The 26,787-nt window shown below is 57.4% G+C and carries 22 protein-coding genes and 1 pseudogene; 12 read left to right on the plus strand and 11 right to left on the minus strand.

All coding sequences use genetic code 11. The features are described 5' to 3' along the window. The first annotated feature begins 226 nt into the window (after nucleotides 1-226). Entirely contained in the window at nucleotides 227-670 is a 444-nt protein-coding gene (locus AB1772_02905; GenBank protein MEW5795288.1) for an SRPBCC family protein, read from the plus strand. 69 nt (nucleotides 671-739) lie between these two features. Further along, nucleotides 740-1,006, plus strand: a complete 267-nt coding sequence (locus AB1772_02910) for a hypothetical protein (protein ID MEW5795289.1) — start codon at nucleotides 740-742, stop codon at nucleotides 1,004-1,006. Here the strand turns inward: AB1772_02910 and AB1772_02915 are convergent. Beyond that, nucleotides 944-1,471, minus strand: a pseudogene (locus AB1772_02915) (fatty acid desaturase). The gene AB1772_02910 and the pseudogene AB1772_02915 sit on opposite strands and share 63 nt — an antisense overlap. An 18-nt stretch (nucleotides 1,472-1,489) precedes the next feature. After that, nucleotides 1,490-1,783: a hypothetical protein gene (locus AB1772_02920; GenBank protein MEW5795290.1), complete on the minus strand. Its 294-nt coding sequence runs from the start codon at nucleotides 1,781-1,783 to the stop codon at nucleotides 1,490-1,492. Between the two features lie 448 nt (nucleotides 1,784-2,231). On the opposite strand from AB1772_02920, the gene AB1772_02925 reads away from it, so the two are divergent. After that, on the plus strand, nucleotides 2,232-2,546 hold the full coding sequence (locus tag AB1772_02925; protein ID MEW5795291.1) for a hypothetical protein: 315 nt from the start codon (nucleotides 2,232-2,234) through the stop codon (nucleotides 2,544-2,546). Nucleotides 2,547-2,637: 91 nt separating this feature from the next. On the opposite strand, the gene AB1772_02930 is transcribed toward AB1772_02925, so the two are convergent. Next, nucleotides 2,638-3,984 (minus strand): oligopeptide:H+ symporter, encoded by a 1,347-nt coding sequence (locus AB1772_02930; GenBank protein MEW5795292.1) that lies wholly within the window; start codon nucleotides 3,982-3,984, stop codon nucleotides 2,638-2,640. Nucleotides 3,985-4,037: 53 nt separating this feature from the next. After that, entirely contained in the window at nucleotides 4,038-7,295 is a 3,258-nt protein-coding gene (locus AB1772_02935) for an amidohydrolase family protein (GenBank protein MEW5795293.1), read from the minus strand. A gap of 535 nt (nucleotides 7,296-7,830) precedes the next feature. On the opposite strand from AB1772_02935, the gene AB1772_02940 reads away from it, so the two are divergent. From AB1772_02940 to AB1772_02955, 4 genes are read left to right on the plus strand one after another with little or no spacing between them, the layout of a single operon-like run. Continuing rightward, on the plus strand, nucleotides 7,831-8,250 hold the full coding sequence (locus tag AB1772_02940) for a TSUP family transporter (GenBank protein ID MEW5795294.1): 420 nt from the start codon (nucleotides 7,831-7,833) through the stop codon (nucleotides 8,248-8,250). Next, a complete protein-coding gene (locus AB1772_02945) occupies nucleotides 8,235-8,423 on the plus strand; it encodes a hypothetical protein (GenBank protein ID MEW5795295.1) in 189 nt (62 codons plus the stop codon). Before AB1772_02940 ends, AB1772_02945 begins: the two co-directional genes overlap by 16 nt. A 21-nt stretch (nucleotides 8,424-8,444) precedes the next feature. Continuing rightward, on the plus strand, nucleotides 8,445-8,918 hold the full coding sequence (locus AB1772_02950) for a sulfite exporter TauE/SafE family protein (GenBank protein MEW5795296.1): 474 nt from the start codon (nucleotides 8,445-8,447) through the stop codon (nucleotides 8,916-8,918). Further along, nucleotides 8,918-9,223, plus strand: a complete 306-nt coding sequence (locus AB1772_02955; protein ID MEW5795297.1) for a hypothetical protein — start codon at nucleotides 8,918-8,920, stop codon at nucleotides 9,221-9,223. Before AB1772_02950 ends, AB1772_02955 begins: the two co-directional genes overlap by 1 nt. Nucleotides 9,224-9,510: 287 nt before the next feature. On the opposite strand, the gene AB1772_02960 is transcribed toward AB1772_02955, so the two are convergent. After that, nucleotides 9,511-10,560, minus strand: a complete 1,050-nt coding sequence (locus AB1772_02960) for an IS110 family transposase (protein ID MEW5795298.1) — start codon at nucleotides 10,558-10,560, stop codon at nucleotides 9,511-9,513. Between the two features lie 357 nt (nucleotides 10,561-10,917). Continuing rightward, nucleotides 10,918-13,401: a sodium-translocating pyrophosphatase gene (locus tag AB1772_02965; protein MEW5795299.1), complete on the minus strand. Its 2,484-nt coding sequence runs from the start codon at nucleotides 13,399-13,401 to the stop codon at nucleotides 10,918-10,920. Nucleotides 13,402-14,163: 762 nt separating this feature from the next. Here AB1772_02965 and AB1772_02970 point away from each other — a divergent pair. Together AB1772_02970 and AB1772_02975 are read left to right on the plus strand one after the other, a co-directional pair. After that, nucleotides 14,164-14,949: a DNA adenine methylase gene (locus AB1772_02970; GenBank protein MEW5795300.1), complete on the plus strand. Its 786-nt coding sequence runs from the start codon at nucleotides 14,164-14,166 to the stop codon at nucleotides 14,947-14,949. 12 nt (nucleotides 14,950-14,961) lie between these two features. Further along, nucleotides 14,962-16,047 carry a restriction endonuclease, SacI family gene (locus AB1772_02975; GenBank protein ID MEW5795301.1) on the plus strand — a complete coding sequence of 362 codons (1,086 nt, stop codon included), beginning with the start codon at nucleotides 14,962-14,964 and terminating at the stop codon, nucleotides 16,045-16,047. An 86-nt stretch (nucleotides 16,048-16,133) separates the two neighbouring features. On the opposite strand, the gene AB1772_02980 is transcribed toward AB1772_02975, so the two are convergent. The 3 genes from AB1772_02980 to AB1772_02990 form a co-directional block, all read right to left on the minus strand. Next, nucleotides 16,134-17,165, minus strand: coding sequence for an inorganic phosphate transporter (locus tag AB1772_02980; GenBank protein MEW5795302.1), 1,032 nt, complete (start codon nucleotides 17,163-17,165; stop codon nucleotides 16,134-16,136). 2 nt (nucleotides 17,166-17,167) lie between these two features. Then, nucleotides 17,168-17,797, minus strand: coding sequence for a DUF47 family protein (locus AB1772_02985; protein MEW5795303.1), 630 nt, complete (start codon nucleotides 17,795-17,797; stop codon nucleotides 17,168-17,170). A gap of 584 nt (nucleotides 17,798-18,381) precedes the next feature. After that, nucleotides 18,382-18,786 (minus strand): Smr/MutS family protein, encoded by a 405-nt coding sequence (locus tag AB1772_02990; GenBank protein MEW5795304.1) that lies wholly within the window; start codon nucleotides 18,784-18,786, stop codon nucleotides 18,382-18,384. Here AB1772_02990 and AB1772_02995 point away from each other — a divergent pair. From AB1772_02995 to AB1772_03005, 3 genes are all read left to right on the plus strand, one after another. Beyond that, a complete protein-coding gene (locus AB1772_02995) occupies nucleotides 18,785-20,605 on the plus strand; it encodes a M3 family oligoendopeptidase (protein ID MEW5795305.1) in 1,821 nt (606 codons plus the stop codon). The genes AB1772_02990 and AB1772_02995 overlap by 2 nt on opposite strands. A gap of 23 nt (nucleotides 20,606-20,628) precedes the next feature. Next, complete coding sequence (locus tag AB1772_03000) at nucleotides 20,629-21,141, plus strand: DinB family protein (GenBank protein ID MEW5795306.1); 513 nt, start codon at nucleotides 20,629-20,631, stop codon at nucleotides 21,139-21,141. A 209-nt stretch (nucleotides 21,142-21,350) separates the two neighbouring features. Further along, nucleotides 21,351-21,959 carry a PEP-CTERM sorting domain-containing protein gene (locus tag AB1772_03005; GenBank protein ID MEW5795307.1) on the plus strand — a complete coding sequence of 203 codons (609 nt, stop codon included), beginning with the start codon at nucleotides 21,351-21,353 and terminating at the stop codon, nucleotides 21,957-21,959. 73 nt (nucleotides 21,960-22,032) lie between these two features. Here AB1772_03005 and amrS read toward each other — a convergent pair whose 3' ends face one another. Together amrS and AB1772_03015 are read right to left on the minus strand one after the other, a co-directional pair. Further along, nucleotides 22,033-23,136, minus strand: a complete 1,104-nt coding sequence (gene amrS, locus AB1772_03010) for an AmmeMemoRadiSam system radical SAM enzyme (protein MEW5795308.1) — start codon at nucleotides 23,134-23,136, stop codon at nucleotides 22,033-22,035. A 540-nt stretch (nucleotides 23,137-23,676) separates the two neighbouring features. Then, nucleotides 23,677-26,448, minus strand: a complete 2,772-nt coding sequence (locus tag AB1772_03015; GenBank protein ID MEW5795309.1) for a GEVED domain-containing protein — start codon at nucleotides 26,446-26,448, stop codon at nucleotides 23,677-23,679. Nucleotides 26,449-26,787: the final 339 nt, after the last annotated feature.

Below are 26,787 nucleotides of genomic sequence, written 5' to 3' on the forward strand. Positions count from 1 at the left end.
AGGCGGAAATGCCGATGGGACGTAAGCTACGACTGCGCGCTGAGTTCCGGAGTCAGGCGGCCGATAAGAAATGACTCCCGCCGAGACCGTAAGTGAGTTCATGAAATTTGACCAGAAATGTTTATGTATATCTCGGTTTTGGTGTTATACCAAAAGACTCAACAGACTGCGGACTATCCGAACCGCGTCTTACACTAACCGCTGCGTACCTTGAAAGGAGACCAGCGTGGGACAATCAAACCAATGGACCGTAATAAAGGCGCCGATAGAGCGAGTGTGGAAGTCGATCCGTAACTTCCATGATATGAGCTGGGCGCCTAATGTAATTACCGATATTGAGGCGGTCGGCGACATTCCAGGGGATCAACCTGGATCCAAACGTGTGCTCAACGGAGCTTTTAGGGAGACCCTTCTGGAACTGGACGACGAGCGCCGCACGTTTGCCTACAGTATCGACGATGGACCATCGCCGGTATCTAAAGCCGATGTTGATTCTTATGTCGGGCGAGTCACGGTGGAGCCGGCGATCACCGGGAACGGCACCCGTGTACAGTTCTCGTCGAGTTGGGAGAAGAACGATGCTACCGTTTATCCGTTTTGCCACGGCATTTATGTGGCGCTGCTGGTAGACATGAAGCGGAGCCTGGAGTTGCCCGCTCTTCCGGCTTGATGCCGTTCCAGATGACGTGACAAAAACGGGGTCGGCTACAGCCCCGCCTGTTGGGCGGGGTGTGAGCCGATGAGCGTCAACCTTGCCGCAGTCAGTTCCGGTGCGAATGCTCCGGAATCCCACCAACTTGTTATTTCGCTCATCCCAGAGGCGGTAGCGCAGCGACTTGAAGCTGGAGAACAACTTGATCGGCTTGGTCTCACTCAGCAAGGGGAGAGTTTGGTGGCATTTAGGCAGATTGTAATTGGGGATACGCGGATTGAGATGATGAACATGGTGATATCCGATATTGCCGGTGAACCATCGAAGAACTGCGGGCAGCTTGTAGAACGATGAGCCTTTTACGGATGCCTGAACGAAATCCCAATCCTTGCTGTCGGCCCAGTAGACCCCTTCAAACTTGTGCTGAACGTAAAACAACCGGATTCCAGCCATCACACCTGTGTATACGATAGTGCCTTGTATGAAGAGGTAGGCCTTTATGCCGACAGCCAAAATCAGCAGGGCGGCAAGGCCCGCTATCGCAGTATTGGTGCCGTGGACGCTCATGCGATCCTTCCTCCCGGATCCGCTTCGCGGCACGCGATTGGTGACCAGGAATACGAAAAGAGGCCCCAGTCCGAACATTACTACCGGATTGCGATACATCCGGTACTGGAGCCGTGTTTTCAGTGACGCGTTTTTGTACTCGGTTACGGTCATAGTCCAGACATCCGCCTGCCCGCGCTTGTCAAGGCTACCAGAGGTGCCGTGGTGACGGGCGTGATTGGCACGCCAGTAATTGAATGGGGTGAAGGTCAGTACGTCGGTGACTACTCCCTAGATATGATTGGCTCGCTGTGAACGAAAGAACGAACCGTGGCCACAATCATGAAAGATTATGGACATCCTGATGAGAAAACCGGCAGCCAGCAGAATCAGCGGCAAAGTGAGCCAGATGGAGTACTGAAGCACGAACCAGATCAGCACCCACAGGGCGGCATAGGCGATTAGCGTGGTGCCCAGTTGCCAACTGCTCTTTAGACGGCTCGGCCGCTGATAAACCGCGATTTCTCGGCGCAAAACGCTGAAATCAGTGGTGAGCGTAGCTTCATCCTGATATGCTTTATTCATCCTGAAGGTCCTTTACTGGAATTTGGGTGGCCGGGTGGGCGCGGATGACTATCCCGCGCCGGCGGCAGAAACACACTGAGTTATTCGTGTCTATGGAAAGTCTACAAAACATCCGGGGTGAGCAGGGAGAAGAGAGATTAGAATTGGTTGCCGGTGACGGCCCGGTCGAATGGATCGCTTCGTGCGAATCGAAGTCGAGTGACCGCCTTCTGTTTAGTAAACACCGAAAGCGTCATTAAGGTCCCGGAATCTGCCGGCGAATCGACGAATCTCCTGATTACATCAGCGGGAAGGCGTTTTTCATGACTCCCCGATGCCATGCCGCCCCCAGACAGGGCAACACCGCTTGACACGACTGGTTCGGTCCATTATTCTCACAGGGAACAAAACGATGCTGTTTTCATTTAGATACAGACAATGAACGAGAACAGTCAACACATGATTGTGGATGGGCATGAAACCTGTGGGCGATGATTCGATATCAATAGAAAACCGTACCGTCACTGAGGAGGCGGTTGTACCCACTCGCCGCCCCTGGCATCGGTTTCGGGAACTAATATCCCAGTTTCGCCGCGATTTGCGCGAGCCGCTTCCGGGTAACGCGGAGCGCTCCTTCGGCGGCAAGGTAGCAGCGCGTTTCCGTTATCTTGTCAAACGCCACGGCTGGAAGCTGGTCGGGGCAATTGTCATCTACTATCTGATACGCGATACGCTGCTGTACATCATCCTGCCGTACCTGATCGCACGCGGGATTTTGAGTTAACTGAAGCAATCCTCCGCAACGCGAATCCGAGTCCGCGGCCCGCACGACGCTCGGTCAGACAACCAGACATCTTCCTATTATGTCTCGGTCGCTATGCCGTCCGAGGCGCCCCACTGGCGACCCGGTGGTCGAACTTACGCCCGATGAAATAGAATATGACCGCCACGACCGCAATCATGATAGTCATCGCGCCGAAGTAGCTGCCGGGCGACATGGCGGTGTAGAGGCGGGCAAACCAGGCGGCCAGGATATTGCCCAGGAACACGGTGAACAGGTATATACCCGTGATCATCGATTTCATCCTTTCGGGCGCTTCCTCGAAAGCCAACTGCAAACCGACCACCGATATGCACAATTCCGCCATGGTGATCAGTATGTAAGCTCCCACCTCCCAGAGGATAGTAATCCGGGACTGCACGCCCAGGTAGCCGGCTATCGACATGGTGCCCATGCACAGCACTACCAGGATGAAGCCGAGGAGCATTTTCATGGGCGACGAGAGGCGGAATTTCTCGCTGCGGTCCGACTTTCCCCAAAGCCACGCAAACAGCGGCGTCATGAGGACGATCAGGACCGGATTGATGCTCTGGATGGCATCGGGCGGTATGTGCCATTTCCACGACAAAACGCTGATGTCGAGATTCATATAATCGCGGGCAAACAGCGTCCAGGTAGACTGCGCCTGATCGAAAATCGACCAGAAGAAAACTATCATCAAGAAGAGACCGGAGAGCCGCACCAGTACCCGACGGTCCTCGATCTTCTGTTCGTGGGTCTTGATCGGGCGGTCCTTGCCCCGTTTGATCTCCTCAACCGGGTAGTGTTTTTTCCCCATGTAGAACACGGCGAGGGCCACCGCCATGAGAATCGTCGGGGCCATGAACGCCGCGCTGTAGCCATAGTGATCGCGAATGAACGGTAGCGTGAAGGTTGTGGCGGCGGCGCCGATATTGATCGCCATGTAAAACCAGGAAAACGCCTGAGTCATCAGGTGCGACTTGCCCGCCTTCTGGTACATGAGCCCCATGAGTGTGCTGATGTTAGGCTTGATCGTGCCGGACCCTCCCGCCAGCAGGAAGAGCGCGGTGTACAGGCCGACCTCGTTGTTGAATGTTCCGAGGATTATGTGTCCCAGCAAGTAGGGAATGGCGAAGTAGATGATCGTTTTGAACTTGCCCAGCCACTGATCCGCGATATATCCGCCGACTATCGGCAGGATGTAACAAAAGGCGGTGAATAACTGGGTCACCGTGCCGCTGTTGGCGTCGGAATAACCGAGCCGGTTGATCATGTAGAGCAGCAGCAGCGTTCTCATACCATAGAAACTTGCCCGCTCAGCCAGCTCGCCCCAGAAGATGAACCAGAATCCGTGAGGGTGACGATTGTAATCGGGATCGACCCGCTTGGCGGCATCTAAAGTTGCTGTGGTTTCAGCCATGGTCTATGTCTCCGCACAAATACGTTATTTTCGAATTGCTGTTTGTCGCCGCGCTATTCTACCGGGCCTACACAGGAATGTCCGATATCTTCACCGACTACGTTTTCGAGGTTTGGACCGGCGGGAAGCGGTTTGCGCTCCGGCTCGAGCTGCTCCAGCGTGGCGGCATCGTACAGGCGCCCATTGAACATCGTATACAAGACGTTCTCGGAAAGCCTTATGTCTAATGTGGGATCGCCGTCGATCACGATCAGATCAGCCAGCAGGCCGGGCTGGATACTTCCCAGCTCGTGATCGAGTCCGATACAGCGCGCTCCCATCCAGGTGGCACAGCGAAGCGCCTCATGATTAGTCATCCCACCCTGTTGCAGCATCCAGAGCTCCCAGTGGGCGCCCAGGCCCTGAAGCTGGCCGTGCGCGCCGAGCTCGACATTACCGCCCCGGCGCAGCATCTCAGTAGCCGTGCGCGCCAGTGCGAAATGGTGGTATTGGGAATCAGGCGCCATGGTTCGGCGAATCGACCGGGGATCCACCATCCATCGCGGCACAAAGCGAGAGAGCCGCTGGTTTTCCCACACGTTGCTGTGCTGGTACCAGTAGTTTTCACCCCAGAGACCGCCGTAGCCGACAATGAGGGTGGGGGTGTAGCCGGTGCCGAATCTGCCCAGCAGGCGCAGTTCCGGGTCATACACCGGGGCCACCGGCACCGGATGCTCCAGCGTGGTGTGGCCGTCGAGCAGCATGGTCATCATATGATTCATGGTGGCGCCGCCTTCGGGAACGACCATGGTCTTCAGTTCGTGACCGGCTTTGATTACCATCTGGCGCTGATTGCGTCGCGGCTGATTGTAGCTCTTGACCGATATTGCGCCCCAGGCGATGGTTCTTTTTATGGCGCTGACCGCGTCCTCGTATTTGTTGATGACCGTCTTGAAATTCCCCTCCGCGCCGTAGAGTATCGTGCCGGTGCTGAATATGCGCGGCGCGAGCATAGATCCGTGCCTCTGGAGCTCGGCCGGGGCGAAAATCATTTCGGTGTTGTTGCTGGGGTCGTGCATGGTGGTGACACCGAACGCCAGGTTGGCCAGGTAGGACCAGTTTTGTTGAGCGTAGGTTCCCTGATTGCTTGACCAGGGGTGGGCATGAATGTCGATCAGGCCCGGCATCAGCGTTTTACCGGAGACATCGATCACTCTCGCCCCGGCCGGAATCGTGATTTGATCGCGCGGGCCGACCGCTTCGATACGATTATTCTTCACATGCACAACGCCGTTTTCGATTATTGACAGGTCATGCATGGGTAGGACCTTCGCTCCCACGAGATACAGATCAGTGTTGGGGATGTCAGCTTTCTCGTCCCAGCCGAGAGTCGCAGTCGCAGGTTTGTACTGCCTGGTTGTGTCCGGCGAGTACAGTTCCGCCAACTCGGCGCTGAACAGCTCCGGACCAAGGCTCCAACGGATAGTCTTGCTGTCCGACGACCAGTTCAGGTAGGTGCCGCCATCGGTGGAGAGCTTGCGCACCGGCAGGTTTTTCATCTCCGGGCCGACCTCCACCGGTGTGGAGACATGCGGAAACGGCGTCACATAAGTGTGCCACAGTTCCTCGAACGCGAGCCAGTTTTCATCGGGAGACAAGAAGACCTCGGTCGCGCGCTCGGAGAGCGCGTGCACGCGGCGGTCCGAACCGAGCAGGTCGACACTCACCAGGGTTGTCTTTTCACCCTCGTTGGAGTTCAGGTAGATTCGCTTGCCGTCTTTCGAAAAGCGCGGGAGTGAGCCGTCGCGGGTAACAAAGCGGGGCGCGCTCTTGCCGGCGGCTTCGACAATGTAGATGCCGGGGTCGTTTTCCCACGCACGTCCGCGGAAACCGTCGCCCGTACCGCGATGATACACCACCCATTGGCCGTCAGGTGAGAACTGCGCGGACACGTAGTGGCCGGGAGCAGACACCAGGAGGCGCTCCCTGCCGGTATCGAGATTGAGAATTCGAATCGTGCCGCCGCTGAGATCGTTCCATGTCGTGAAGACGACTTCCTTCCCGCTTGCCGACAGGGCCGGGGCGAATTCAAAGTGGTCGGTCTGGCGCGTGATTCTGACCGGTGCGCCATCGAGAAGCGGCTTACGATACAGGTAACCGAGCGCCTGAAAGACAGCCGTGTTTCCGGACGGCGTTACTTGCGGCCAGCGGATGACCTTGACCGGGAATGTGTCCGCGCTGACAGTCTGCGGGAATCGCAGCGCTTGGGCGACAACCTGGTTTACCTTGACGCGGAACGGAATCTCTGACGGTGTACCGGTGGCCACATCCACTCGCCATACTTTACCCTTGGCCCAGATGACTATGTTCTTGCCGTCGGGGGTCCAGTCAAAACCGGGATAGACGCCGAACAGCGCCCAGATTTCCTGCTGGTCTTCGTCGAGTCCATCCCACAGATGCCTGATCTGGTTGCTCGTCAGATCGAACAGCGCCAGCACCGAGTGGCCACGCACCCGGCGAACGAACGCGAGTGTTTTGCCATCGGGGCTGACCTGCGGGCGACAGGCGCCGCCGTTGACGCGGATTATGTCACGGATTTCGTTGGTTTTCAGATCGAGACGGCGGATGACATAGATCGTGCCGTGCGGATCTTTGTTGTACTCGAAATACTCGCCGCTCGACATGTCCTCGGCCCAGTAGAGATACCGTCCGTCGGGCGAGAACACCGGTTCATTGGCATCCTGCTGCTCGTTCTTGCGCTTGGTCAATTGCACGCCGCCGCCACCGTCGGGCACGCGGTACATCCACATTTCGCCGGCTCCAATGCTGCGTCGGCTGGTGAAGTGCTTGCGCGCGACCAGATACTCACCGCTGGGATGCCATGCCGGATTATTCAGCAGGCGGAAATCCTCTTTCGTGATTTGCGTTCGGTCGGTGCCGTCCGTGTTCATGATCCAAATATTGTCGCCGCCGCCGCGATCGCTGGTGAATGCGATCTTCCGGCCGTCGGGGCTGAAGCGGGGCTGGACCTCATACGGCAGACCGCCGGACAACAATGTCGCCTCGCCGCCGGTGATCGGCATTTTGTAGATATCACCCAGGATGTCGAACACGATCTCACGGCCGTCGGGCGACACGTCGACCGTGATCCAGGTACCCTCATTGGCTTCGAATTCGATGGTGTCGCTTGGCACGTGGGGGACACTGACATCCCATTTGGTCTTGGCGGAGTCTTCTGGCGTCGGCGGAATCGTGTCTGCTGATGCTGCGTGAATGGCGACAGTTAGGAGTGCGGTGAGTCCGAGGATAGTGCGCGGTAGCGGCCTTTGCATGGAGTCGGTCCTCGCGAATCAGGTCCTTGTTGCCCGACGGAGCAATGTTCGTCGTGTGCTCAGAAAGGCAGGTTTCTGGTGATCTTGGGTCACAAAATACGGCACTGACCCGCGAAAAACAACTACCATGAAGCAAGGCCGCACCGTTTCAATGTGAAATGCTTTTTTCGTGCTGGGGATTGGATGCACCAAGCGATCTGCCAATGACATTGTCGCTTGACAGCGACGCCGGCACAGCCTCATCCCGGAACCGTCCCATCTGCCCTTCCTTGTTCCCGCCCTTGAGGTTACGGCGAAACAGTCTTGCCATTTCGGCGTCGAAAACGAACTATGAAAGGGCGATAACGGCGCCGTGCAATCGGCGGCATCATAATTCGACTGGTGTGGTTGTGAATTCCAAGTGCTCTCTGCGTATCCGCAGAATTCAAGACCTGTTTTCAGATTCGACAAGGAGCGTGCGTTCGTGAGATATTTCACAAACTGTACACGGCAGGTCGGCCGAATTCGCGTCCGGGTGTGTGCCGTGGTGAGCTTCATGATGGCCCTGCTGATAACAGGCTCCGCGCTCGCCGCGGGCGGCGGCAAGGCCGCGACCAAGATCTATAACGTGGCCGACACGCGGGCCATGACCGCCGGGTTGTTCAAGTGGATCGCTGACATCTATAACAGTAGTCTGTTTCTGTTCGGGCTGACTATCGTCACCCCGGCGCTGAATATCTTCGGGTTTCCGATGCCATACGCGATCGGCACCGATCTCGCACGCATGGGCGGGAAGTCGATTGCCTCGACTATCCGCTACAGCAAGTTTGGCAATGTCGACGTCGCCCAGGCGGTGTCGATGATAATCGGCACCACTTTGGGCATGGAGCTGGGCGCGAAACTGGTAATGTACCTGGAACGGCTGGGTTTGGCGGAATCGGTAATACGCAAAACCTACTTGTGTTTCTCTTCCTGATCGGCAGCTACGTACTTTATGATTATCTGAAGCATGTCGCGCGCAAGAAACGGGCCAACAGCAGCCAGCCAGTGCACCACACTGGTGATCTCACAATCGCCCAGCGGCTGCACCGGATCAACATCCCGCCGATGATCAACTTCAAGACCTCCGGCATTCGCTGTTCGATGTGACTGCCGGTACCGGTTGGGCTAGTGACCGGTATAGTCGCGAGCGTGCTCGGCGTGGGGTGTGGTTTCATCAGGATGCCGGCATTGACCTATCTTGTGGGTTGTCCTACTTTGGTAGCAGTGGGCACGGACCTGTTTGAGGTGATGATCACCGGCGCGTACGGGGCGTTTACCTACGGCATCAAGGGGCGCGTGGACCTGCTGGCGGCGATGTGGATGCTGCTCGGGGCGGCGGTGGGTGCGCAGCTGGGAACAATCGCGGTCAAGTACGTGCGCGACTATTCCATCCGGCTGCTTTTCGCCGTGACGATATACATCGCCTGTGCCTCGGTGCTGCTCAAACGGCTCGAACTGCAAACGCCCTCATCGATACTGATTCTGACCGCGGGTATAGCCATCAGTCTGGTGATCATCTCGCTTCTGGTCCGGGGGGTTTTGAAAGAGCGAGCGGAGGCGCGCAATCGCAGCCGGTCGGTGTTCGGTCGGGAGGATGAGTGATGAGCAAGAAGTTTCTGCCGACGGTTTTCGCCGTTGCGGCACTGGTCATGGTCGGCTGTGTTGACTCAGCCCTGGTGGCGCAGGGAAAAGTTATCGCGTCTGACACGGCGGCCGGGAGCATGCAAATCGAAGACGAGCGGCAGCCGGGCCTGATATTGACGTTCGACCTGAGCGACGCTGACCTCGGCGCTGCGCCCCTGGTCGATGACCTTGTGCGCGTGGCATACCATGATGACAACGGCAGGCTGGTCGCGATACGCGTGATGAACCTCAGTCATCAGACGGAGCTGAGGAAGAAGGGGTAGGCACGCTTCTGGCAATAGGCGCCGCGAGATGGCCCACACACTTGGACAGACAATCTCGCGCGTGAGGAGTCTCGATCCCATCCCAATGAGGCTGTCTCAAAACCTCGATCTGTGCGTCATCTATGAAAGCGCGCCGGTTGTCAAGGCATATTTGCATGAAGCCTGGCGATGGGCGTCGGGCTGAAACGCCGGAGTTATCTATTCGCCGTCGTCGCGGCATGATTTTTTTTCCAAGGGTATGTCGCAATCAGGTCGCGAGTCTCGAGGGACTCATGACGCAAACGCGCTTATACCCCGGTTGACGTTTTGCGCCGGATCGCCGGTTCGCGATAGGCTTCCTCCTTGGTTAAGATCCACCAGGTGGCCTCGGCGAGGTGCCGTGCTACTGCACCAACGGCTTTGGCGTGGCCTTTCCTGGCCCGCAGCCGGTTGTATAGACGGCACACGTGTCGCTCGGGCCAGTTTTCCCGCCACCGGGAAACAACGTTGGCGGCTTCACAGTAAACCCACTTCAGGTAGTGGTTGACATCCGAACGCAGCCGCCCGTAGCGCACTTTCCCTCCGGAAGCGTGGACCCGGGGGGTTGTGCCGGCATAGGAAGCGTACTGCGCCGCCGAGGGAAAACGTCCTATGTCGCCGACCTCCAGGGTGATCACCAGTCCCAGTACCGGGCCAATCCCCGGCATGGTTTGCACCAGCGACAAAGTCGCGCTCCCGCCAAACACCGTCTTAATCCGCTCCTCCAGCCGGTCAATCTCGCCTTCCAGATGGTCCACATAGTCCAGCTGGACCAGCGTCGTATAGCGCGTCTGCTCCGGCAACCCTTCAATCTGTTTCCGCAACGACGGGCGGTTCCCCTTGGCAAAAATGTCACTAACCTCGGTCAGACCCAAAGCATACCGAGCCAGCGCCGCGTGAATCCGGGCCTTAAACCGCGTCTCCGTTCGTCGCAACATCATCCGCGTCCGCGTCAAGTCCCGTTTATCCCGCAACTCCCCGGGCGGTATCCACACCGTCGGTAACGTCCCCGCCTGAGCTAATAAGTTCAACCCCCGTGCATCCAACCGATCCGTCTTGTTGGCACACCCCAACATCAACTTCGCCTTCTGCGCCGACACCAAACAAGCCTCCATGCCAGCAGCTTCAATCTCATCCACAATCCAATACCACGAACCCATCGCTTCTACTGCCACCGGCTCACCCGATGGAAACTGCATCAAGTAACGCCGCAACGCTCCCTGCTCATGCTCAATCCGCGCTTCCGCTATCACCTTACCTCGATCATCCGCCACCGAACAAAAAGTGTAGCGTTTGTGGCTGTCAAAGGCTATTCTCATCACGCGCCTCCTTATTCTCAATTCACCAACAGAAAGGTACCTTCTGTCAGGGAGGCGCGCTTTCATATAATCAGGTCGTGCTCCGAGCACGACTCGCTCCGCGGGTCGGGTTCGAAGTGTGACCTGACGCCGATTGGTGGTGGACGAGGACCCCGGATCCGGTCGGGGCCAGGCTCGGCCGCAACGTTTTGAGACTTTTGAGACAGACTCCAATGGGTGGGCCACCCAGATTCTTTTTGAGTGGAGGTGGTCGTGGACGAGGCCTCTCGTTCGTGTCAGGTGGAGATGCTGCCACAGAACGATAAAAAAACCCCCGCGATGGATCGCGGGGGCTCGCTGACAGCGACTAAATTGGAGCTACGCCGTCTTTTCGCTGCCCTTGATACGCATGTAATAGAACGAGCGATATACAAAGGCTACTGAAATCAGGAAGAACACCAACGCAAGAAACAGCCGGGTCGTGTTCGGCAACTCTATCGCCAGTTCCACCGCCAGCACGCCAAACAACGTCGTGAACTTAATCACCGGGTTCATGGCTACCGACGACGTGTCTTTGAACGGATCGCCTACAGTATCGCCCACAACGGTAGCCGCATGAAGCGGCGTACCCTTTTCGCGCAGTTCCGTCTCGACAATCTTCTTAGCATTGTCCCAGGCGCCGCCGGCATTGGCCATGAAAATCGCCTGGTAGAGACCGAAAGCTGCGATCGAAATCAAGTATCCGACAAAGAAGTACTCATCCACACAGGCGAACGCCAGAGTCGTGAAGAACACCGTGATGAATATGTTGAACATCCCCTTCTGAGCGTACTGGGTGCAGATCGCCACCACTCGCTTGCTGTCTTTGACCGACGCTTTCTCCGCGCCGGAATCGAGGCGAATGTTGGCTTTGATGAATTCAACCGCCCGGTATGCGCCTGTTGAAACGGCCTGTGTCGAGGCGCCGGTGAACCAGTAGATAATCGCGCCGCCGGCAATCAGACCCAGCAGGAAGGGCGCGTTGATCAGCGAGAAAAAGTGACCGTTCGCTTGCAGCATTTGGTCCATCCCAGGGATATCCATTTGGCCATGGGTAATGCCCGCCGCACGTTGAGACAACAAGAGCAGGATCGAGAAAATGAGCGTGGTCGCCCCGACCACCGCGGTGCCGATAAGCACCGGTTTGGCGGTCGCCTTAAACGTGTTCCCGGCGCCGTCGTTTTCCTCCAGGCAGAGCTTGGCCTTCTCGAAGTCAGGCGTGAAGCCGTAATCTCTCTTGATTTCATCCTTGATGCCGGGAAGCGTTTCAATCGTAGACAACTCATATACCGACTGGGCGTTGTCGGTCACCGGTCCGTACGAATCGACAGCGATTGTCACCGGGCCCATGCCGAGAAAACCGAATGCCACCAGGCCGAACGCGAACACCGGCGCGGCGGCCATGATATCGCCCAGCCCCCAGGTACTGACACCCCAGGCGATCGACATGAGGGCGACAATGGTCAGCCCCATCCAGTAGGCGCTGAAGTTACCGGCCACGAAGCCGGAGAGGATATCGAGCGACGCTCCGCCCTCGCGTGCCGCGGTTACCACTTCCTTGACGTGGCGGGACTTGGTCGACGTAAACACCTTGACCAGTTCCGGAATCACCGCCCCGGCCAGTGTGCCGCAGGAGATAATTGAAGCGAGCTTCCACCAGAGGGAACCGTCGCCAAGGTCCGGCAGCATCAGGTAGGAGATCAGGTAGGTCATGATGATCGAGATAATCGACGTGATCCACACCAGCGTGGTCAGCGGGGTTTCAAAATTGAAACTTGGCAGATTGCTGTATTTTGCCTTGGCGATGGCGTTGTTGATCCAGTAGGAGACGATACTCGTGGCGATCATCATGATACGCATGACAAATATCCAGACGAGCAGTTGCACCTGGATGGTCGGATTCAACACCGCAAGCAGGATAAACGTGATCAGGGCCACGCCCGTAACGCCGTAGGTCTCGAAACCGTCGGCCGTGGGACCGACCGAATCGCCGGCATTGTCGCCGGTGCAGTCGGCAATGACGCCGGGGTTGCGGGCATCGTCTTCCTTGATGTTGAAAACGATCTTCATCAGATCGGAGCCGATATCAGCGATCTTGGTGAAGATACCGCCGGCGATACGAAGCGCGGCAGCGCCGAGAGACTCACCTACGGCGAATCCAATGAAGCAGTAACCGGCGAGATTGCCGGGCACGAAGACCAGAATGGCCAGCATTATGATAAGCTCGATGGAGATCAGCAGCGTTCCCACGCTAATACCGGCCCGGAGGGGGATGGCATAGGTCGGGTAGGCCACTCCGCCCAGGGATGCGAACGCCGAGCGGGAATTGGCAAACGTGTTAATGCGAATACCAAACCAGGCGACTGAGTAGCTTCCGCCGATACCAATCAAGCTGAACAGGATGATGATAAGCAGGTTGCCAAATCCAACCGGCCTGAGCCAGCCGAAGTAAACCACCATGATTATGGCGATAAAGGCCCACAGGATCAGGATAAACCGACCCTGGTTCAGCAGGTAGGTCTTGCAGGTTTCGTAGATCAGCTCGGAGATTTCCCGCATCGATTTGTGCACCGGCAGCTTCTTCAGGCCGGTGTAGGCAAACCAGCCGAACACCATGCCGAGAATACAGACCACAAAGCCGGTCAGCAGTAAGTTATAGCCGGTCATCCCGAAGAAGCTGACCTGGCTGAGATCGGGGACCACGATGTCGGCCTCGCTGGCCTGGCTGCTGGACGCGATCGCCATCAGCAGCACGACCGGCAGCGCCAGCCGCGCCAGCGATGACCATCGCGACAACTGATGTCCAAGTCCCAACCTGCTCATAGATACTCTCCTTAACTAAGTTCCGTGTACCACACCGCCACGCGGGGTTGTTCAGCCGGTGACAAGTTCTGGTAAAACCATCATCGTTTCAATTGGCGCCATTGCCCGAACGCTCCGGGCAGAGTGGGCCAAGTTTACTACAGGTCCCAGAGAAAAGCAACACTTTATTGCGTGATATATGGTGCAAAGAGGATTTGTTACTTGGACTTTCCCAATGTCTCGCAACGAGATTGCTGGAAAAACCATTGACCTGGCTGCACCCCCCGACCTGTGACTATTTTCACAAACTCTTTGGCCGCCAAGCAAGTGCCTAAGCCCGTCTGGCAATCTGGAACGCCCCCAAGGCCTTCCGACAGAAGCATAGCACAGTGGTTGGCACGGCTGCCCTTCTCCGGTCGAAGCAAAGAAGTAATGTTAGATGCCTTTGTAATAAGGCACAAAAGTGACTTCGCCAATCTAGAAGAAGTCTTATTTTACTACCGAAGATTCTGTGTTTTGAACTTGGCGGGGAATCCGTAAACGGGCCACAGAGAGAGAGGACAAATGAGGAAGGGTGCCCAGCAAGAACAGTGCAAGAAAACTTGACTTGTTACCGTTATTCAAGCATTGTGGGGTCATATGACAAGACGATCGGACAATGAAAAAACAGCTCTCTTGGCACAAACGCAGGTATTCGCGGACGTAACGGTCACACAGACTAGAGCGAAGCGGTCTGCGACTTCACCTGTAACAAGAAACTCGCGATCTTACAGTAAGCGGCTCATAGCATTTGGTTGGTACGGCGGAAAATTCAACCACCTGGGATGGTTGCTGCCGTTGTTACCGGAATGCCATCACTACTGTGAACCGTTTGGCGGATCAGCTGCGGTTCTCCTGAATAGAGCTCCTTCACCAGTGGAGACATACAACGATCTTGATGGTGAAGTTGTGAACTTTTTTCGCGTGTTGCGAGCAAAGAAGACTAAGTTGATTGAGGCTATCGGCTTGACGCCTTTCTCCCGCGAAGAATTCGCTCTCTCCCTGGAAAGCACCAACGAGCGCGTGTCGTCGCTCGAGCGCGCGAGAAAGTTCTTTGTAAGAGCAAGGCAAGCACGAACTGGCCTCGCACAGACCGCATCTTTAGGTCGGTGGGCAAACTGCAGAAACACAAGCCGGGCTGGCATGTCGGGGGCGGTCTCGCGTTGGTTGGGCAGTGTCGACAGTCTGGCTGATATTGCAGAGAGATTACTGAGAGTGCAAATCGAAAACAGACCGGCCCTTGAGATAATCAGGTTATATGATGCCCCAGGGGCACTCTTCTACTGTGACCCTCCCTATGTACACTGCTCGCGTGGCGACACAAAGGCGTATCGTTACGAAATGTCAGATGACGAGCACACTAAACTCGCAGAACTGCTCATGCGATGCAAGGGGATGGTGGCTGTATCCGGCTATCGATGCGATCTCCTGGACCAGTTATACAGGAATTGGTGTCGCAGTGATGCTCCCCCGAAACAATGCCACTCAACCAAAGCTCTGCGACAGGAAGTTCTTTGGACAAATTTCTAGTCGCAGGAAGTTATGCCCGGCGTTGATTACATGAGAGCCCGTCGTATCTTGGACTCAAACCTCAGGAGTATCACGAAAGAGATCATTGACGGAGTTGCTCTCTCGATTCCGAACGACATTCAAACACATCTACAAGCCGTATTCACCTCCCATACACAGGCTTACAGAGAGGTTCTCCTCGGATGTGTCTTGGCGAAGTTGATAGACGGTAGCATAAATATACTCCTACCATATGCGGAGCAAGGTCCTAATGCTTTTAGCGGCAGAACGCTGGACGAACGAGTGGTTAACCCGTTTCTTCATGACAATCAGATTCCATGTTCGCGCGGCCCGTACTTGAGTGTATTCCGACGCAACGTAAGGTTTGATGCAAGCACCCGAACCGGCCTCCGAGACAAAACAGGTTATGACGCACTCAGATCACTTCTCGATATCGTGGCTTCATCGACGAGCAAGAAACAGCTCAATCTCCAGCTGCGCGCGACCCTCCATATGTTCGTTCGCATAAGGGAGCAATCCGCTGTCACAGTCACTAGATTACAGCGGATCAGTCTTGAACAATACGACGAATTGTTCGAAGGACTTCTTAGTAAGCCGAGTGGCGGTCGCTTTCCCGCTCTCTTGGCGCTTTCTGCCTTCACCGCGATCAAAGAGCACTACCACTTGACTTGGCAGATCGATTTTCAAGGCATAAATGTTGCAGATGCAGCGGCAGGAGTTGGTGGCGACATTACGATTTCTGAAAATGGGCGAGTACTTATGTCCGCCGAAGTAACTGAACGGGAGGTTGACCGCCCAAGAATTGTGGCCACTTTCACAACCAAAATAGCCCCTCTTGAGATCGAAGACTATCTATTCTTGATTAAACCCGGGGGAGTTACGGGCGAGGCTAAGTCTCTTGCTCGTAAGTACTTTTCTCAGGGCCACGAAGTAAACTTCTTAGAAATAAGACATTGGTTGATCATGAGTCTAGCTACCTTAGGTAGCCGCGGAAGGAAATGTTTCAGTAGGACTCTGGTGGGATTCATTGAGGCTCCCGATTTTCCCTCTACTCTCAAAGTCGCTTGGAACGAACAGATATCGAGACTTGTGACCTAACCTCAGTGTTGACGACTCTTGGACCGGGCCACGCATGATGCCTTCTATGATCTCGCCACCGACGTACTTGACTAGTCAAGCCATATTCAGAAGCCCGCGTGCAACGCCTTAATAATATAGAAACATCCCGCGGCAATCAGCGCGCTCGCCGGGATCGTTAGCACCCAGGCCCAGACAATTCTTCCGGCCACACCCCATTTAATGCCAGATAGTTTGTTGGTCGCACCCACGCCGACGATGGCGCCGGTGATCGTGTGCGTTGTGGAGACCGGAATCCCCATGTTGGTGGCCATAAAGAGGGTGGCCGCGCCGGCCGTCTCGGCGCAGAATCCTCCCACCGGCTTGAGCTTGGTGATCTTCATCCCCATCGTTTTGACGATCCGCCAACCGCCAAAGGCCGTGCCGAGACCCATCGCCAGGTGACACGAAAGTATGATCCACAACGTGCGCGGATTCGCCAGAGAAAGTTCCGTCTCGGGGCTGAAAACACCACCAGCGATCAGCAGCGCCATGATAATACCCATGGTCTTTTGAGCGTCGTTACCGCCGTGTCCCAGCGAATAAAGCGCCGCCGACACGAGCTGTCCTTTACGAAACAACTTATCTATGTCAGACGGACGCCACTGGCGGAAGATCCAGTACACGGCAATCATGATAGCAAAGCCAACCACCAGGCCGATCAGTGGCGCAAGCGGAATGAACTTCGCGGCTTTCCAGATATTCTCCCAGCGAATCACGTGCACACCCCCATAAGCCAGACCGGCTCCCGCCACACCGCCGATCAGCGCGTGTGAGGAACTTGTCGGCAGGCCTACCCACCAGGTGATCAAATCCCAGACTATAGCTCCGATAAGTCCCGCCAGAACGACATAAACGTAGAACGAATCACTGCCATCGATCTTGACGATTTTGGCAATCGTGTCCGCGACATGCGGAGCGAAAACGAACATCGCTACGAAATTGAAAAAGGCCGCCCACCAGACCGCCACACGCGGGCTAAGCACCCGCGTGGATACGACCGTGGCAATAGAATTGGCAGCGTCGTGAAACCCGTTTATCAGATCGAACAGCAGCGCAATCGCAACCGTCGCAATTATGATCAGCCAGAGCGGATCCAAGATCAGGAGGCCTCGATCACGATACCTTGGACGATATTGGCGACCTCCTCACATCGGTCGCTGGCCTTTTCGAGGCGTTCAAACACCTCTTTCCATCTGATCAGCACCACCGCCTCGCGCTCTTCTTTGAAGAGCCGGGCCAGGGCGGCCCTGAGCACCTGATCACCTTCCTTTTCAGCATCGTACACGGCGCGGCACAGGCGCTCGATTTCCTCCCCCTGTTTCTTCATCCGGTGCAGGCCCTGGACCGCCTCCGCAAGATCGGACGATGCCCGCACCAACCCGGCGGTGAGCAGCTTGACCTCGGGACGCATGTCGGTCATGTCATAGAGCATCATCCGCGACGCGGTTGCGTCGACCGAATCTATGATATCATCCTGCCGCGTGATGAGCCGATGGATATCGGCGCGGTCAATCGGGGTTATAAACGTGCGGTGAAGCGCGTCGATACAGGTATGGGTGATAAAATCCGCCTCGTGCTCGATCGCTTTAATCCGGCTGGCTCGCACATGCAGCTCGTGCGAGTCGTTGCAAATAGCGTCCAGATGCCGGCAGGCCTCCACCGACAACCGGGAGTGATCTTCGAAAAACTTGAAGAAATTAGTGGTTTTGGGCAGTAGTTGCCTGAACATATCAGCTCCGCAGCAAGTTGCTCTGACCGTCTACTCTGTCGTGGCCCTGGCTTCGACACCTTTGGGTCCCCCAAGCGTAACACATGACCAAGCGGCGGTCAACGGCATTTTCGGGAAATAATCAATCGGTTTGGCTGGGGCGATTGGACTGCGGAAGAAGCCACTCGCACTGCGTGCTGTCGGGCGACTCTGTCCGATAGACCTGGACTTGCTCGTGTCGGGCTGGGGCGCCCTGCTTAGGCGCTGACTCAACTCTTGTGCGTGGTAGATATTCTTGTCCACCACGGCCTCATGAGTCGCAATATATTCGGTTGGCCCCAAGACCTGGCGCACCGGGAGGTACGCCAGGCGCGAAATACCAACCGGTAGCCCACGGCCTGCTGTGGGATGTTCGCATTCAAGTTGGAGCACAGGGTCGTACGCCAACCACGAACGGGTAGCCCACAGACGGTTTCTGCTATAGGCATTCATGGCAGAATCACCGGTTGCTCACTGACGCGAGCAACCCAGGGATTCTGCCCTACGCGCGCGGCAGGCGCGGAGGCCTGCCGATCGAAGTTCGGCGGTTCGGTCACGAACCAGACTTAGCTCGGTTTCAGATCGACCACAGTCGCACCCCAGCCGCCGCCAGTACCTGGCTCATGGCGATACGAAGCCACGCTCGGGTGCTGTTTCAAAACACCGTGCACTATCTCTCGCTGCACACCCCTGCCCTTGCCGTGCACGATGCGGATATTGAAAATGCCGCGTTTCAGACACTCGTCGATATAGCTCATCACAACCTCCCGAGTTTCTTTTGGAGAAAACTGGTGCAAATCGAGGGTCCCGTCGATCGGATACTCAACGGGCTGATCGAAATCGGTGGTCATCTGATACTCGCTATCCGCTTGTTTCTCACACAGCCCACGGCACTTGATTCTGCGCCCGCCCGGCTGTATATAGCTGACTGAACACAGATTGTGCAACTGGACCTTCAGGAGTACGACCATGTCGACCACCGTCAGAATCCCACCGGCGCCGCGCTGGGACCTCGATTCCATCTTCCCCGGCGGCTCCAGCTCGCCCCAGTTCAAAGCCTTCTGCGAGAAAGTCCGCAGCCTTTTAGCTGACGCCGGACGGCAGCTGCAGCAGTTGCCCGAAAAGCTGGGGCCAGACTCGGAAGAGAAATGGCGGGACTTCATGCTGCTTCTGCAGGAAATCCTGGAGAATGCCAAACTGGTGAAGTCGTTTGCCGGTATGTTGGGAGCGCAGGACGTGAGCGACTCGGGCGCTGTTGCCGCCGAGTCGGTGGCCGACGAGTTGTTCGCCGAATGGAACAAGTTGAAATCGGCTCTCGAGGCGCACTCGCTTGAGCAAACCGACGCGGCCTGGGAGAAGCTTGTTACGTCCGAGAAGTTAAGCCCGATACGGTTCTTTCTCGACGAACTGCGCGAGGAAGCCAAGTCCAAGATGCCGGTCGAGCAGGAGACGCTGGCGCTTGATCTCGCCGTGAGCGGATATCATGCCTGGAACCGCCTGTACGACAAGCTGGCCGGAGAATTGAGGGCGGAGTTTCCGGTTGACGGCCAGACCCGCAGAATATCGATGGGCCAGTTGGCCACCAAGATAGCCGACCCGGACCGGAACGTGCGCAGGCTGGCGTTCGAGAAACTGACCGGCGCCTGGGATTCGGTCGGCGACCTGGCCGCGATGATTCTCAACTCGATGGCCGGGTTCCGTCTGTCGCTGTACAAAGCGCGTAAATGGGACTCGGTCCTGTTCGAGCCGCTCCTGCAGGCGCGGATGTCACGCGAAGCTCTCGACACCATGTGGGCCGTGGTCGCGCGGGAGAATCAGAAGCTGCTGCCTTATATCGAGGCCAAGAAGGCGCTGCTGGGAATCGACAAGTACACCTGGTACGACGAATTCGCACCGGTGGGTGCGTCCGAACGGATCTACGCGTTCGACGAGGCCATTCAGTTCGTGGTGGACAACACCCGATCGTTCTCGCCGGCGCTCTCCGAATTCTGCCGTTCGGCTGCGGAGAAGCGGTGGATCGAGGCCGAAGACCGCCCCGGCAAGCGGGCGGGCGCGTTCTGCACCGGCACCGGGCCGCTTCGGCAGACCCGTGTCTTCATGACCTACGCCGGCAGCTATGACAACTTGCTGACTCTGGCGCACGAACTGGGCCATGCCTACCACAACCACGTGCTCAGGGAGCGGCCGTTCTTTGCAACGTTATACCCGATGCCGCTCGCCGAAACGGCGTCGATTTTCAACGAACTCCTGGTAACCGACGCTGCCCTGCAATCGACCGACGAGCGCGGCGAGAAACTGATGTATCTCGATCAGAAACTCCAGTCGGCGTACGTGCTCATGTGTGACATACATTGCCGGTATTTGTTTGATTGTGCATTCTACGATGAGCGCCGGAAGGGAGTACTCAGCCGCAACCAGCTTAACGAGCTCATGGTACAGGCGCAGAAACAGGCGTATGGCAGACTGCTCGACGAATCCGGGTATCATCCGCTCTTCTGGGCCTCGAAGCTTCACTTCTTCCTGACCGACCGTCCGTTTTATAATTATCCCTACATGGTGGGGTACCTGTTCGCCACGGGAGTGTATGATCGCGCGCGCAAGGAGGGACCGTCGTTCGCGAAGAAGTATGTGGCGCTTCTTGAAGATACCGGTAGTATGTCCACTGATGATGTCGCCCGAAAGCATTTGGGTGTCGATTTGAAGACCGAGGACTTCTGGCAGTCGGCCATCGACCGTGCGCTGGCGGATGTGGCGGAGTTTGTCAAACTGACCGGCGTAAACGTGAGGTAGTCACTGACGACTGAGTGGTCGCTATGCTCTGGATCAACCGCAAGTTCGAATTCAGCCTGCCGGTCGAGATGTTCCCCAACGTCCTGGAACGGCTCCGCGGCACTCCGGCCAGGCTTGAAGAAAAACTCGCCGGACTGCCACCGGATATTCTCACACGCAAACCCGGCGACAAATGGTCGGTCCAAGAGCAGGTCGGCCATCTGCTGGATCTCGAACCGCTCTGGCATGGGCGCTTGGCGGATTACCGAAACGGCCTCAAGGTCCTCCGCCCCGCTGATATTAGAAACCGCCCAACTACCGAGGCCAACCACAATGCCAACTCTATCGGGAATATCCTCAATGCCTTTCGGGCCGAACGGGCGAAACTGGTGGCCGAGTTTGAGGCGTTCGGAATCGAAGGAGCGGGACAATCGGCCCTTTACCCGAGGCTGAATCAGCCGATGCGGGTGATCGACGGGGCGTTTTTCGTGGCCGAACATGACGACCACCACCTGGCAAAAATCTCGGCCCTGATTCGCGGGGATTACCTTTTGTGATCCACAAAGATGACGGCAATTAGAAACCGGGAAATGTCATGATTGTGAAGGTATCTGCATATAGTTGCTCAAAGCATGAACAAAGACATCCCGACAGCGATTGTTGCGTTGCAGTAAGTTGTTGTGCCACAGCGCACTGGCTGTTGGCATTGATCTTGCGTACTTTCCAGCCAGCAAAGTATACCTATTAGCCAAGATTGGACTTCGTTGTGTTCAGGACAAAGTTGCTACTCCCCACCGTTATAGTACTCGCCATGCCTCTGGCTGCGGTCGCTGTGCCCCTGATGACCGAGACCATCACGCGTGACGTCTATGTCGCGTTCGATAACCACACCTACATGTACGTGTCTACGGTTGATTTCTACCAGAGCCAGCCGGATTCCTATTACGACGGCGTCTGGATCGGCAACGAGATCGGTTTGGATCAGTCGCTGGCCTGGCAGCATACCCTTCCGCCCGGATTGCAGGTTCCGCCCGATGCGGTAACCCGAGCCAAGCTCAAAATCGACGGCGAATACGTGGATATTCGCGGCAACCGGATCGCGATCGAGGATACTTGGGATTGGGACCCGCTTGAGTACCGTTGGCATGACAACAGCATTTATGATCTTGCGAGTGTCGATCAGGCCGGGTTCTGGAACGGCGGTTCCCTGGGAGTGCAGGTTTTCGCAGCCGAGGCTAACCTACGGCTCGACGAGGCAGTGCTTATGATGGATTACACCTACGCTTACTCCGCAGTGCCGGAGCCGGCCGGAGTGATCCTGCTGGGTCTGGGTCTGGTGGCGGGAGTAGTTTATCGCAAGGTCCATCACGCCTAAAGCGCAAGCAATAGAAGTTAATGAGCGGTCGACCCCCGGGTCGGCCGCTTTTTTTTGGTTGCCACTCGGAGGTTTACACGAAATCGGCCGGGCGGACCGGAAGCCGTCGCGCTCCCCAGTTGCCCGGCTTCGGATCGAACCGTCCGGCGCAAGCCGCCCCGCATTGACGGCATCGCCCGCCCAAATCGAGATTCCATCCCAGCAGGTGGTACCAGTCGCGCTCCACCAACGCCGCCCCGCACTGATGACACGAAGTGGTCCCGCCATCCGTATCATGAACGTTCCCGGTATACGCGTAGCGGACGCCGTTGGCCAGCGCGATCCGCCGCGCGCGTGACAATGTCGACGGCGGCGTGGGCGGGTGGTCCATCAGCTTCCAGTCCGGATGAAACGCGGTGAAATGTATCGGCACATCGGGACCGAGCTCCTTGACCACCCATCTGGTCATGGCGTCAAACTCCTCGTCGGTGTCATTCTCGCCCGGGATCACCAGGTTGGTCAGCTCGAACCAGACATTGGTTTCATGCTTGAGATAAACCAGTGTATCCAGAACCGGCTGCAGATGTCCGCCGGAGAGCTTGTGGTAGAACGTTTCGGTGAACGCTTTCAGGTCGACATTGGCAGCATCCATGACGCTGAAAAACTCCGGGCGCGCCTCGGCCGTGATGTAACCGGCGGTGACGGCAACCGTCATGACCCCCAACCGATGACAGGCCCGGGCGACTTCGACCGCGTATTCCAGGAAAACAACCGGATCGTTGTACGTGAACGCGACCGAGCGGCAGCCCAGGCTGCGCGCGGCCTGGGCGATCATCTCCGGCGTGGCTTCCTCGGCGCGGTGATCGACATCGCGGGCAGTGCTGATATCCCAGTTCTGGCAGAACTTGCACTTGAGATTGCAGCCGGCGGTGCCGAACGAAAGCACCGCGCTGCCGGGATAGAAGTGATTGAGCGGTTTTTTCTCGATGGGATCGACACAAAAGCCGGTGGAGCGGCCGAAAGTGGTGAGCAGCATCTGCTCGCCCTGCCTCATGCGGACAAAGCAGACGCCGCGCTGTCCGTCTTTCAACTGACAGGCGCGAGGGCAGAGATCGCACCGCAGCCGGCCGTCATCGAGACGGGACCAGTATCGGGCCGGTACCAGACGATCATCGGCAGTGTCTTTGATTCCATCCATAACGGCTGACCTCCGGCGCTTGGGCCGCCGGCGCAGGTGGGATCGCGAGTTGCCGTCCTTCTACCTATGATACGTATGCGCGGGGCGAAACGTCAAGAGCAGGTGTTCGGGCGGGGTGGAGCCCTCATTGGCGTGCGCGGCAGACGACTCATTATGGTGCACCGCAGACCTCCCGGTCTGCCCGGTGTCGCTTCAAGGGGCAGACGAGGAGAGGCCGTCCCAAATCAACCTATGGGACAGCCTCAGGACGTCTGCCGCCCACGGAAATGAGGACGTCTGCCGCCCACGGAAACACTCCCCAAGGGGTGGGCCACCTCGATTGGCAGAATGGCCGATTGCTCGCTGACGCGAACAATCCCAGGATTCTGCCCTACAGTTGTCTCACCCCCCGCCCGCAAGCGGGTGGGCCACCGGTCGAGTCCCCGTTCGAAACCGGCATAATAAAACAACCCCCCGGTCGAAACCGGGGGGTTGCTGATTCACAGAACGACTTCGGTTCTGCGCTCATCCGGCATCACTACGCCGGAGGAACCGAACGCCTTACGGCATGCAGTTCAGCGGGCCACCGTTGTAGGCAGCTTCCACCAGCGCGACGACGTCAGCAAGAGTGATGAAGCCGTCACCGTCGATGTCAGCTCTCTGATAGAAATCAGGAGCCGGGCCGGCACCCTGGTACCAGGCCCACAGGAACGCGATGTCAGTAGCATCAACGTTGCCATCGATGTTGAAGTCACCGCACTCCAGATCATAGACCTGCAGCAGGTAGTCTTCGACTTCACCCCAGGTCTTGTTGCCGCACGGAGCGTTGCCGCCGTCAGCAGCGTTGGCGATGCGGACGCGCATTATGGTGGTACCAGTTGCGCCGCCGCCAGGGCCTTGAGCCGCCATGGGCACGCTGACCGTACCGACCATGTCGGGACCGACACGGCTAAGGGTGGTGCGCTCGAAGGTCTCGGTCTGATTGGCCGCGAAACCGGAGTTCTGGTTCCAGTCGACCCAGACGTCCATCGAGTCACCGGAGCCAAGGGCGCCGCCGCCCGTCCGGCCGTAACGCACGGTCAGGGTGTAGTCGAAGCCGCGATAAACCTTGCCGCCCGTCACAGCGGTGAAGTCCTGATAGGCCATACAGCCGCTGGTGGCCGGCGGGGCAGGGTTCTGAATCGCAGCAAAGGTGACACGGTCAATCCAGGTAGCTCCAGCCACGGGCGGGCAGGAGTTCGGGTTGCCGGACGCCGCGCAGTACACGCAAGGCGCTGCTATCGCCCTGAAGTTCACCCGGAATTCATCGACGTGCCAGGGGGTAGGATCACCCGTGGCGTTACCGCCGATTGAGTACCGGTCCGCACCCCAGTAATAATCACCGGGAATCACTGCCCGGTAGACCCAGGCAAACTGCCTGTCATGAGTGGTCGGGAAGCCAAACGCCTGGCATCTCGTGGTCGACAAGATTCTGACAGCGGGGTAGAACGTCACATAGGCGCCGTCGCACGGGCAGCCGGTAAACATCGGCACGTACGACGTGGGTATGTTGTAGAGCGAGCCATCAATCGTACCGCACATGTTGACCTCGAGGGTATCAGCGCAGTAGGCCGTGGAGATGGCGTACCAGACGTTCACCTCGTACGGGCGGGGCAGCGTCGGGAGGCAGTCCCAACCGCCCCAGGCGGTAGTCTGAGCCGTGAAGGACGTCAGGGAGCCATCGCCGGCAACCACCGCCGGCACCAGGCCGGAGCAGCCGTCGTTGGCCGGACGAATCGAGGTCGGGAAGACTTCGATATCCAGCTCGCCGACGCCCATACCGAATGCGGAGCAATCGCCGTAGTCAGGATCGCCCTCGATAAACCAGCCGCCCATACGAATCAAGAACCGATCGCCGGTCTGACAGGGTACTTCGGCGAACGGCGGGCCACCGCCGACACCGCAACCGTCATCAGAACAGCCGCTGGCTATCGACTCTCTCGGATTGACCGAGAGGCACTCGTCACCGGCATACACCATGCAGCGGTGATCGGCCGAGCCGTCGCAGAAGCTGATCCGAGCATAACCGTCGGCATCGGCTTCCCAGACGTACCAGACGTCAGCGCAAATCTCAGACGGGTCTGCGGTGGCGCACAGGTCGACTCCGGGGCCGTCACGAGTGGCGTTCACGTTGTGAACGAAGTGGTCGGTTACCGTGCCGACAAGGAGGTCTTCAGCGTCAGCGCAGTCGTCGTTGTACAGTGGTAGCTCCGCCACTGAAGCGGTCAACGTGCCCTGCATGCCATCGCACCAATCGAAGATCTCGATTATGGTGGTCTGACCGGCAAGAAGAACCGCGCCGCAGGTGAATGGGCCGACATCGGCACATTCCTCACCCGGGGTGGCGGTATAGCCGTAGCAGGTGGCGCCTGCGTAGCAGACGACGCCAGTGGCTATACCCAGGAAGCCGGTGTTCGGCACGGTGCCGTCATCGCAGAATTCAAACGTATAGAATCCAGTCGCCAGAGCGGTGAATTCATAGTAGAATGCACCAGCATTCAGACCGGTGGCATCCGGGTAGCCGCAGAAGCCCAGGGTCATATCGACCGGCCAACTGGCAGTCTCGGGAATGTTCGAAGTCGGGAGCTGGATTGGGAGCGGTGCCTCGCAAACCGTACCCGGAGCGAACAAGTCTACGAAAAGTTCGTAAACGTCCGCCTGGGCTGCGTTCCAGCCGCCTATGACGATGAAGTACGTTAGGCCGGAGCTTACAGGCGCGGTCAGTTCAGAGGCATAGCTCGGGCAGCCGTCGTCATTGCAGCCCACTTCAGTGAGGCTGACTGACTCGACGACCCACACTCTGCTATCGAGCAGAGTGCCAGGCTGGCAGGTCGAAACAAACAGCATCCCGTCACTAGCCGCCGTGTAGGAATACACGACGTCTGGGGCACCATGAGCACCGCCAGACGCAGCCCGGCAGGCTTCCGACGAGTTGTAGTCATAGGCGAAGCCGACGGTCGTACCCATGTCGCTGTACGGCACCGCCGGGATCACAGTAGCCAGGGCGTAGGTGTCGCCGCCGCCGTTCGCGGACAGAGCAGCTTTGGGGCGTTCGCCACGAACGGCACCCTGGTAGCTCTGACCGTCGGTCGCCAAGCGGTCACCCTCGCGCACTTTCACTGCTTCCTTGACCACAACGTCCTCGGACGGAAGCGGAACACCGAACTCGTCCTCAGTTATGCGTGAGAGTCCCAGTTTTCTGGAATCTGCCGCGGCCTGACCTATCATCATGATACAAAAGGCCAGAGCCAAGACAGCAAAAACCGGAACATAGCTCTTTCTTAGATTGGTCATTTCGTTACCTCGTTAAAGCTTAGACAACTAAATCTGCTGTTATCCGAATCGGACCGGCCGGGACACCCGCAGGTGTTGATGCCAGAGGTTTCGCCACCGCAACACTCGAGCCGGCAGGCGCCGCCATCGGCGCCGCAAGGCACGCAGTCGATGCTGGCGTTTACCTCGGCGCATTGGCCGAAATCGACGTCAAAGAGGACATGGCGTCCCTCTTGGATTACCACTTCCGTCCACCCAGCAATATCAACTGGCGTGGTGGTGCTCCAGGGTACAGTGGCCACCGACTGCCGGGGAGCACGACCGCTTGCGCATACCAGACCGACGAGCGACCATTCCGGG

The organism is Candidatus Zixiibacteriota bacterium (assembly GCA_040752815.1).
Lineage (GTDB): Bacteria > Zixibacteria > MSB-5A5 > GN15 > FEB-12 > JAGGTI01.

Coding starts and splice junctions, on each gene's coding strand:
- AB1772_02910 (MEW5795289.1), top strand. CDS start 740: ATGAGCGTCAACCTTGCCGCAGTCAGTTCCGGTGCGAATGCTCCGGAA.
- AB1772_02920 (MEW5795290.1), bottom strand. CDS start 1,783: ATGAATAAAGCATATCAGGATGAAGCTACGCTCACCACTGATTTCAGC.
- AB1772_02925 (MEW5795291.1), top strand. CDS start 2,232: ATGGGCATGAAACCTGTGGGCGATGATTCGATATCAATAGAAAACCGT.
- AB1772_02930 (MEW5795292.1), bottom strand. CDS start 3,984: ATGGCTGAAACCACAGCAACTTTAGATGCCGCCAAGCGGGTCGATCCC.
- AB1772_02935 (MEW5795293.1), bottom strand. CDS start 7,295: ATGCAAAGGCCGCTACCGCGCACTATCCTCGGACTCACCGCACTCCTA.
- AB1772_02940 (MEW5795294.1), top strand. CDS start 7,831: ATGATGGCCCTGCTGATAACAGGCTCCGCGCTCGCCGCGGGCGGCGGC.
- AB1772_02955 (MEW5795297.1), top strand. CDS start 8,918: ATGAGCAAGAAGTTTCTGCCGACGGTTTTCGCCGTTGCGGCACTGGTC.
- AB1772_02960 (MEW5795298.1), bottom strand. CDS start 10,560: ATGAGAATAGCCTTTGACAGCCACAAACGCTACACTTTTTGTTCGGTG.
- AB1772_02965 (MEW5795299.1), bottom strand. CDS start 13,401: ATGAGCAGGTTGGGACTTGGACATCAGTTGTCGCGATGGTCATCGCTG.
- AB1772_02975 (MEW5795301.1), top strand. CDS start 14,962: ATGCCCGGCGTTGATTACATGAGAGCCCGTCGTATCTTGGACTCAAAC.
- AB1772_02985 (MEW5795303.1), bottom strand. CDS start 17,797: ATGTTCAGGCAACTACTGCCCAAAACCACTAATTTCTTCAAGTTTTTC.
- AB1772_02995 (MEW5795305.1), top strand. CDS start 18,785: ATGTCGACCACCGTCAGAATCCCACCGGCGCCGCGCTGGGACCTCGAT.
- AB1772_02990 (MEW5795304.1), bottom strand. CDS start 18,786: ATGGTCGTACTCCTGAAGGTCCAGTTGCACAATCTGTGTTCAGTCAGC.
- AB1772_03000 (MEW5795306.1), top strand. CDS start 20,629: ATGCTCTGGATCAACCGCAAGTTCGAATTCAGCCTGCCGGTCGAGATG.
- amrS (MEW5795308.1), bottom strand. CDS start 23,136: ATGGATGGAATCAAAGACACTGCCGATGATCGTCTGGTACCGGCCCGA.
- AB1772_03015 (MEW5795309.1), bottom strand. CDS start 26,448: ATGACCAATCTAAGAAAGAGCTATGTTCCGGTTTTTGCTGTCTTGGCT.